This is a genomic window from uncultured Limnohabitans sp. (assembly GCF_937889215.1).
Lineage (GTDB): Bacteria > Pseudomonadota > Gammaproteobacteria > Burkholderiales > Burkholderiaceae_C > Limnohabitans_A.
Window position 1 is genome coordinate 1 of record NZ_CALBEX010000297.1, and the last position, 8,179, is coordinate 8,179.

Genomic DNA, 8,179 nt, shown 5'->3' on the forward strand with positions numbered 1-8,179 from the left:
GGGGTGGCAAGTGTGGGGACAAGCGTCGAACGAGTTGGCGCTGTGGGCTTGGTCTTTTTGGGCGCTGTGTTTGGCTTGGGCTGCAGCCTGGGCGCCGCGCCAACAACTGGTCGGTGGGCGTTTGTTTTGGAGTGGTGAGGCCTGGTTCTGGCAAACCGAGGGTTCAAGCGGACAGGGCGACCTGCAAAGTGTGTCCGTGTCGGTGGGGTTGGATGTGGGCAGTGGCCTGCTGCTTTGGATTCGACGTCAGGATGACGCAGGTCAGCAGAACCCAACGCAGGGGCCATTGACCTGTGCTTGGGTGCAAGCGCACACGATGCCCTCCAAGTGGCATGGGTTTAGATGCGCTGTATATTCCCGTCCACGGATGCTCAGGTCATTTGACGGGGCTCGGCATGATCGAATTTGACGCGACTTGAATTGCTGTGAGTCGGCCGCATCTGAACAACATCTTCGAGTTGTTTTTGATTTTCACCAGGAGGCTGTGTGCTGATAAAAGTTTGGACCAATAAAGCGGCTTCGGCCATTGTGGCCGGCACGCTGCTGACCGGGTTGGTGGGGTGGCCAACCGGCGCTGCGGTGGCGCAAAGCCCCAACGCTTCCGTGCGCGGTTTGCCTGATTTCACCGATTTGGTGGAGCAGGTGGGGCCCTCGGTGGTCAACATTCGGACCCTCGAAAAGGTCCGCTCCAGTGAGCCAGGAGCAGGAGCGCCTGACGAGGAAATGCAAGAGCTGTTCCGGCGCTTTTTTGGGGTGCCGATGCCCAGCGTCCCCAGGCAGGGACAGCAGCCCAACAGGCCACAGGAAGAGTCTCAGCCCAGAGGTGTGGGTTCAGGATTCATCCTGAGTTCAGATGGTTTCATCATGACCAATGCGCATGTGGTGGAAGGGGCTGACGAGGTGATGGTGACCCTTACCGACAAACGCGAATTCACGGCGCGCATTGTGGGCGTTGACAAGCGCACGGATGTGGCGGTGGTGAAAATCCAGGCCACAGGCTTGCCGGCTGTCAAGGTGGGCGACATCAACCGCCTGCGTGTGGGTGAATGGGTCATGGCGATTGGTTCGCCCTTTGGTTTGGAGAACACGGTCACGGCCGGCATCGTCAGCGCCAAACAGCGTGACACGGGTGACTATTTGCCTTTCATCCAAACCGATGTGGCGATCAATCCGGGCAACTCGGGCGGCCCGCTGATCAACATGCGCGGCGAGGTGGTCGGCATCAACAGCCAAATTTATTCGCGTTCGGGCGGGTTCATGGGCATTTCGTTTGCCATTCCCATGGATGAAGCCATGCGTGTCAGCGAGCAATTGCGCTCGACAGGGCGCGTCAGCCGTGGGCGCATTGGCGTGCAGATCGCTGCGGTGACGAAAGAAGTGGCTGAATCGATTGGCCTGGGCAAGGCGCAAGGCGTGCTGGTGCGTGGTGTTGAAGAGGGCTCCCCTGCTGAAAAAGCCGGTGTTGAGGCTGGCGACATCATCGTCAAGTTTGATGGGCGGGCCGTTGAAAAGCCCACGGATTTGCCTCGCGCAGTGGGCAACACCAAGCCCGGTAGCAGTGTCGGCATGACGGTGTTTCGGCGGGGCTCCACCAAAGACTTGACGGTCACCGTGGCGGAAATTGAGCCAGACCAGCAGGCCTCGGCTGCAGCGCCCGAGGAAAAACCTCCAGAGGCCAACATTCGCCACTTGGGACTGACCTTGGCCGACTTGACCGATGCCCAGAAGAAAGAAGCCAGGGTTCGTGGAGGTGTGCGCGTGGTGGCCTCTGTTGACGGGGCGGCCCGTGCGGGTATCCGCGAGGGCGATTTGATTTTGGCGGTGGCCAACACCCAAGTCAACTCGGTCAAAGTGTTTGAGTCGCTGATGGGCCGGATCGACAAAACGAAGCCAGTCAATGTGCTTGTTCGTCGCGGTGGTGCGGCTCAGTATGTGTTGATCCGTCCTGCCCCATGAAGGGCGTGAAACCCTGAGTGCCCCTGAAACCTCTGAGGTTTTGGGGTTTCAGGACTGCGCTGCCATGTGTGGGTTTCAAATCACAGACTGGAAAATATTTATAAAGTTTGCGCATACTGACTTTTTATTTTTCTCATACCGAATTTGGCTAAAATCAGCCGTCTTGACCAGTGATTCATGGCATATAGAGCAGGTCTGGGTTCACCATGCGGGATTTGATCCAGGTGTCCACCGTTGATCCACAGACAGTCCACACCTTGTTCATGCAAACGCATGGCGGAATGTGGATAAACTGTGGATAAATTTATGTTGCAAAGCAGCAACGACCTGCCTCACCCGTTTCAGGGGCTGTGCGAACGGACCAATTTGCCTACAATGAAGTCCCAACTATCGCAGTTGCCATTGATTGTTGGTTCAGGGCGCGTCGCCACCAGACGCGCCCTTTTTTCTTTTCCGGATCGTTGATCCACAAATACTTGCAGAACTTCCTTGATGAATCACATCAGAAATTTTTCGATCATTGCCCACATTGACCATGGCAAATCCACGCTGGCCGATCGCTTGATTCAACGCTGTGGCGGTTTGGAAGCCCGCGACATGGAAGCCCAGGTGCTGGACTCGATGGACATCGAGAAAGAGCGCGGTATCACCATCAAGGCCCAGACCGCTGCGCTGCAATACAAAGCCAAAGACGGACAGGTCTACAACCTTAACCTGATCGACACACCCGGCCATGTGGACTTCTCTTATGAAGTAAGCCGCTCGTTGTCGGCTTGCGAAGGCGCTTTGCTGGTGGTCGATGCCAGCCAGGGCGTGGAAGCGCAGACCGTGGCCAATTGCTACACCGCGCTCGACTTGGGTGTGGAAGTGGTGCCGGTGCTCAACAAGATGGACCTGCCCAACGCCGATCCGGAAAACGCACGCAGCGAAGTGGAAGACGTGATCGGCATTGACGCGACCGATGCCATTCCTTGTTCGGCCAAAACCGGCATGGGCATCGAAGAAATCCTCGAAGCTGTGGTGGCCCGTATTCCGCCGCCCAAAGGCAACCCTGATGCGCCACTGCGCGCCATGATCGTCGACAGCTGGTTCGACACCTATGTGGGTGTGGTCATGTTGGTGCGCGTCATCGACGGCCAGTTGCTGAAAAACGAACGCATCAAGATGATGGCCAGCAACGCGGTATACGAAGCGGGCAGTTTGGGAGTTTTCACCCCCGCCAACGAGCCGCGCCAGATGCTGCGCGCCGGTGAGGTGGGGTACATCATTGCGGGCATCAAGGAATTGCAAGCGGCCAAGGTGGGCGACACCGTGACGCTGGAAAAAAAGCTGCCCAACAACCTGGGTCCCGCCGCCGAAGCTTTGCCGGGTTTCAAAGAAATCCAGCCCCAGGTGTTTGCCGGCCTGTACCCGACCGAGGCCAACCAGTACGACGCGCTGCGCGACGCGCTGGAAAAGCTCAAGCTCAACGACGCGTCCCTGCACTATGAGCCCGAGGTTTCACAGGCGCTGGGCTTTGGCTTTCGCTGCGGCTTTTTGGGCTTGTTGCACATGGAGATCGTGCAAGAACGGCTTGAGCGCGAGTTTGACCAAGACCTGATCACCACCGCGCCCAGCGTGGTTTACCAAGTGGTCCAGCCTGGTGGCGAAGTCGTGATGGTCGAGAACCCGTCCAAGATGCCCGACCAAGGCAAACTGCAGGAGATCCGCGAGCCCATCGTCACGGTGCATTTGTACATGCCGCAGGACTACGTGGGTCCAGTGATGACGCTGGCCAACCTCAAACGCGGTGTGCAGATGAACATGGCCTACCACGGCCGTCAGGTCATGCTGACCTATGAAATGCCTTTGGGCGAAATCGTGCTGGACTTTTTCGACAAACTCAAATCGGTCAGCCGGGGTTACGCCTCGATGGATTACGAGTTCAAGGAATTTCGGGCGTCTGATGTGGTGAAGGTCGACATTTTGCTCAACGGCGAAAAAGTCGATGCTTTGTCCATCATCGTCCACCGCTCACAGTCCCAGTACCGTGGCCGTGCCGTGGTGGCCAAGATGCGCGAGATCATCAGCCGCCAGATGTTCGATGTGGCGATTCAAGCGGCCATTGGGGCCAACATCATTGCACGTGAAAGCATCAAGGCCTTGCGCAAGAACGTGCTGGCCAAGTGCTACGGTGGCGACATCTCGCGCAAACGCAAGCTGCTCGAAAAGCAAAAAGCGGGTAAAAAACGGATGAAACAAATTGGTTCGGTCGAGGTGCCCCAAGAGGCTTTCTTGGCCATTTTGCAGGTGGAAGATTGATGCAGTTCTTAACGTCTTTGGTGCTGGCCGGTTTTGTCGGCTATGCCGGTGCCTGGTATCTGGGCCATTTGGAGGGCAACTTCGCGCTGCTCTTGCTTTTGGCCACCGTGGTCACCGGCATTTATTGGCTGGCCGAGCGCTTTGTGTTCTTGCCGCAGCGCCAAAAAGCGGTGGCGCAGCTCGAAGCCGAAACCGCCCAGCGCCGCGCCGAGTTGTCCAGAATGGGCATCGAGCAGGTGGACACCGACATCCGCGAGTCCCGCGAAAAGCTGCTCATGCAGCCTTGGTGGCTCGATTGGACTGCAGGTTTGTTCCCCGTCATCGTGGTGGTGTTTGTGCTGCGCTCGTTTTTGTTCGAGCCTTTCAAAATTCCCTCGGGCTCCATGATCCCGACACTTCACATTGGCGACCTGATTTTGGTCAACAAGTTCCATTACGGCATCCGTCTGCCTGTGGCCAACATCAAGATCACCGAGGGCACGCCCGTTCAGCGGGGCGATGTGATGGTGTTTCGCTTCCCCCCCAAGCCCAGCGTGGACTACATCAAGCGCGTGGTGGGTGTGCCGGGCGATGAGGTGGCTTACCTGAACAAAACCCTCACGCTCAATGGCAAACCAGTGCCCACCGAAGTGCTGCCGGATTTCTTCGACGAGTCCACCATGCGCTACCACAAGCACCGTCGGGAGACGCTGGGTGCCAAGCCGCACCAGACCCTGCAAGACGACGACCGTCCCGCGTTCATTCCGGGAGCCGACCAGTTTGTGGGCCGTGAAAATTGCAACTACACCGTTGAAGGCGTGACCTGCAAAGTGCCCGAGGGCCACTATTTCATGATGGGCGACAACCGCGACAACTCGCTGGACTCGCGCTACTGGGGCTTTGTGCCCGATGCCAACATCGTGGGCAAGGCGTTCTTCGTGTGGATGAATTTTGGCAACCTCAAGCGCATTGGCGCTTTTGACTGAGGCAAACGTGGCCACATCACCCGCTTTGTCTGATTTGCAAATACGCCTGGGTTATGCCTTTCGCCAACAGGGTTTGTTGCAGCAAGCGGTGACGCACCGCAGCTTCAGCGCCGACCACAACGAACGACTGGAATTTTTAGGCGACTCGGTGCTCAATTTGGCGGTTGCAAACCTGTTGTATGTGCAGCTGGCCAGCTTGCCCGAGGGCGATTTGTCGCGGGTGCGGGCCAATCTGGTCAAGCAAGACACCTTGCACCAACTGGCCAAAACCCTGGACTTGTCGGCCGTCATGCGTCTGGGCGAAGGTGAGATGCGCTCGGGCGGACAGAGCCGGCCTTCGATCTTGGCCGATGCCTTGGAAGCCATCATTGGCGCGGTGTACCTTGACGGTGATTACAAGGACGCACAAGCCTTGGTTGAGCGCTTGTTTGCCAAAGTGGACATCAAGCCCGATATGCAGGCGGTGGGCAAAGACCCCAAGACCGAGCTGCAAGAGTGGCTGCAAGGGCGCAAGCTCGCGCTGCCCAAATACACCGTGGTCGCCACTTCCGGTGCCGCGCACCGTCAGCAATTCGAGGTCTCGTGCGAAGTGACCGAATTGCGCCAAACCCAACAAGGCTCGGGCGCATCGCGCCGCGCTGCCGAACAAGCAGCGGCAGCCGCCATGTTGCAGACCCTCAAATCCGAAAGCGCCGCATGAGCACCGACAAAAAAACACTTGAAACTGAACGCACGCCGCAAGAGCAAACCCTGCGCCGCCCCGTTCAAATCGCGGGTGTGACCATCCAACCACGCGATGCATCCGAAGACGCTTCATTGCCCCCGGTCGCGGCCGCACCCGCGCCTGTGCCGGTCGAGGGTCAGCATTGCGGCCTGGTGGCCATTGTGGGCAAGCCCAACGTGGGCAAGTCCACCTTGCTCAACGCTTTGGTGGGCCAAAAGATCAGCATCACCTCGCGCAAAGCCCAAACCACGCGCCACCGCATCACCGGCATCCGCACCCAGGGCGCCGCCCAGTATGTGTTTGTCGATACGCCTGGTTTTCAGACCATCCACGGCACCGCACTCAACAAGTCGCTCAACAAGACCGTGGTCGGCGCTGTGAGCGACGTGGATCTGGTGCTTTTTGTGGTTGAGGCGGGCAGCTTCACCACGGCAGACGCCAAGGTGCTGGCGCTGCTCAAGCCCGGTATTCCGGTTTTGTTGGTGGCCAATAAATTGGACAATGTGCACCGCCGTGGCGACATCGCCCCTTGGTTGCGGGAGATGCAAGAGCGCCACGCCTTCACAGAGTTTTTCCCCATGTCGGCCAAGCAGCCCAAAGACATTGAGCGCTTGCTCGGCGTCTGCGAAAAATACCTGCCCGAGCAGCCTTGGTTTCACGCTGAGGACGAGCTGACCGACCGCAGCGAGAAATTTTTGGCCAGCGAAATGGTGCGCGAAAAACTCTTCCGTTTGACGGGTGACGAATTGCCTTACACCTCCACCGTGGTGATCGACAAGTTCGAGGAAGAAGCAGGCCGAACAGCCAAACGCATGCTGCGCATTGCGGCCACCATTGTGGTCGAGCGCGAAGGACACAAGGCCATGGTGATCGGTGACAAGGGCGAAAAGCTCAAGCGCATCGGCACCGAAACCCGCGTCGAGCTGGAAAAGCTGTTGGACGCCAAGGTCTTCATCGAGCTGTGGGTCAAAGTGCGTTCGGGCTGGGCTGACGACGAAGCCCGCGTGCGCAGTTTCGGTTACGAGTAACGCCTGCTTCAATGGCCTCCAAGCGGATTGCAGACGAGCCAGCCTATGTGCTGCACCGCTACGACTGGAGCGAAACCAGCCTGATCCTCGAAGTCTTTACCCGCCACCACGGCAGGGTGGCTTTGGTGGCCAAAGGGGCCAAGCGGCCTACATCAAGCTTTCGCCCGGTGCTCTTGCCGCTGCAGCCCTTGTCGCTGGCGTTTGGCGGCGATGGCGACATCCGCACCCTTAAGTCGGCCGAATGGGTGGGTGGGCATGTCATGCCCACGGGCGAGGCCCTGCTGTCCGGTTATTACCTCAATGAATTGCTGATGCGCCTGACCGCGCGCGACGACCCGCACCCGGAGTTGTTCGAGGTGTATGCCGCCGCCGTGCGCCTGCTGGCCAGTGGCGACCCCGATGCGCTGCAGTGGGCCTTGCGCGGCTTTGAGTTGCTGCTGCTGCGCGAAATGGGCCTGTTGCCTGCCCTCAACCTGCAGACCCTGACCCTCAAGCCGTTGTCGCCCACCGACAGTTATGCGCTCGTGCCTGAGGCGGGGCTGCAGTGGGTCAGCGATGACCCGCGCCACGCCTTGCGCGGCGAACAATGGCTGGTGCTGCACGCGGCACTGGCATCCCCCAGTCCCTTGGCGGCTTTGCTGCGCGAGTGCGCCGACTTGTTGGTGCAGCTGCAACGCCCCTTGCGCTTGATGCTCAATTACCATTGCGGTGTGGGCGCTTTGCGTACCCGTCAAATGATGCTGGACTTGCAAACTTTATGAACACCTTCATGACCACTTCTACCCATCGCGTGGCCTTGTCGGTCAATGTCAACAAAGTCGCCTTGCTGCGCAACTCGCGCCACCTGGGCATACCGAGCGTTGCCCGCGCTGCCGAGCTGTGCCTGCAAGCGGGCGCGAACGGCATCACCATCCACCCCCGACCTGATGAGCGCCACATCCGCGCCAGCGATGTGACCGAACTCACCGCCTTGATGAAGGGCTGGCCCGAGCGCGAGTTCAACATCGAGGGCAACCCTTTTCACAACCTGATGGACCATGTGCGCGCTGTGCGTCCGCACCAGGTGACCTTTGTGCCCGACAGCGAAGGCCAGTTCACCAGCGACCACGGCTGGGCCTTCCCGCAAGACGCCGAACGCCTGAAACCTTTGATCGACGAATGCAAGGCGCTGGGCGTGCGTGTGAGCCTGTTCATGGACCCAGAGC

The 8,179-nt window shown here is 58.9% G+C and carries 7 protein-coding genes; all 7 read left to right on the plus strand.

Annotated elements, in window-relative coordinates:
• Nucleotides 1-540: 540 nt before the first annotated feature.
• Nucleotides 541-1,956 carry a DegQ family serine endoprotease gene (locus Q0341_RS07520; RefSeq protein ID WP_299511712.1) on the plus strand — a complete coding sequence of 472 codons (1,416 nt, stop codon included), beginning with the start codon at nt 541-543 and terminating at the stop codon, nt 1,954-1,956.
• Between the two features lie 492 nt (nt 1,957-2,448).
• Entirely contained in the window at nt 2,449-4,257 is a 1,809-nt protein-coding gene (gene lepA, locus Q0341_RS07525; RefSeq protein ID WP_299511702.1) for a translation elongation factor 4, read from the plus strand.
• Nucleotides 4,257-5,222: a signal peptidase I gene (gene lepB, locus Q0341_RS07530; RefSeq protein ID WP_299511704.1), complete on the plus strand. Its 966-nt coding sequence runs from the start codon at nt 4,257-4,259 to the stop codon at nt 5,220-5,222. Before lepA ends, lepB begins: the two co-directional genes overlap by 1 nt.
• A gap of 25 nt (nt 5,223-5,247) precedes the next feature.
• On the plus strand, nt 5,248-5,922 hold the full coding sequence (rnc, locus tag Q0341_RS07535; protein WP_299511714.1) for a ribonuclease III: 675 nt from the start codon (nt 5,248-5,250) through the stop codon (nt 5,920-5,922).
• On the plus strand, nt 5,919-6,974 hold the full coding sequence (gene era, locus Q0341_RS07540) for a GTPase Era (RefSeq protein ID WP_299511706.1): 1,056 nt from the start codon (nt 5,919-5,921) through the stop codon (nt 6,972-6,974). The genes rnc and era overlap by 4 nt, the downstream gene beginning before the upstream one ends.
• A gap of 11 nt (nt 6,975-6,985) precedes the next feature.
• On the plus strand, nt 6,986-7,735 hold the full coding sequence (recO, locus tag Q0341_RS07545) for a DNA repair protein RecO (RefSeq protein ID WP_299511708.1): 750 nt from the start codon (nt 6,986-6,988) through the stop codon (nt 7,733-7,735).
• Between the two features lie 8 nt (nt 7,736-7,743).
• On the plus strand, nt 7,744-8,179 hold a 436-nt coding region (locus tag Q0341_RS07550), incomplete at its 3' end, for a pyridoxine 5'-phosphate synthase (RefSeq protein ID WP_299511710.1).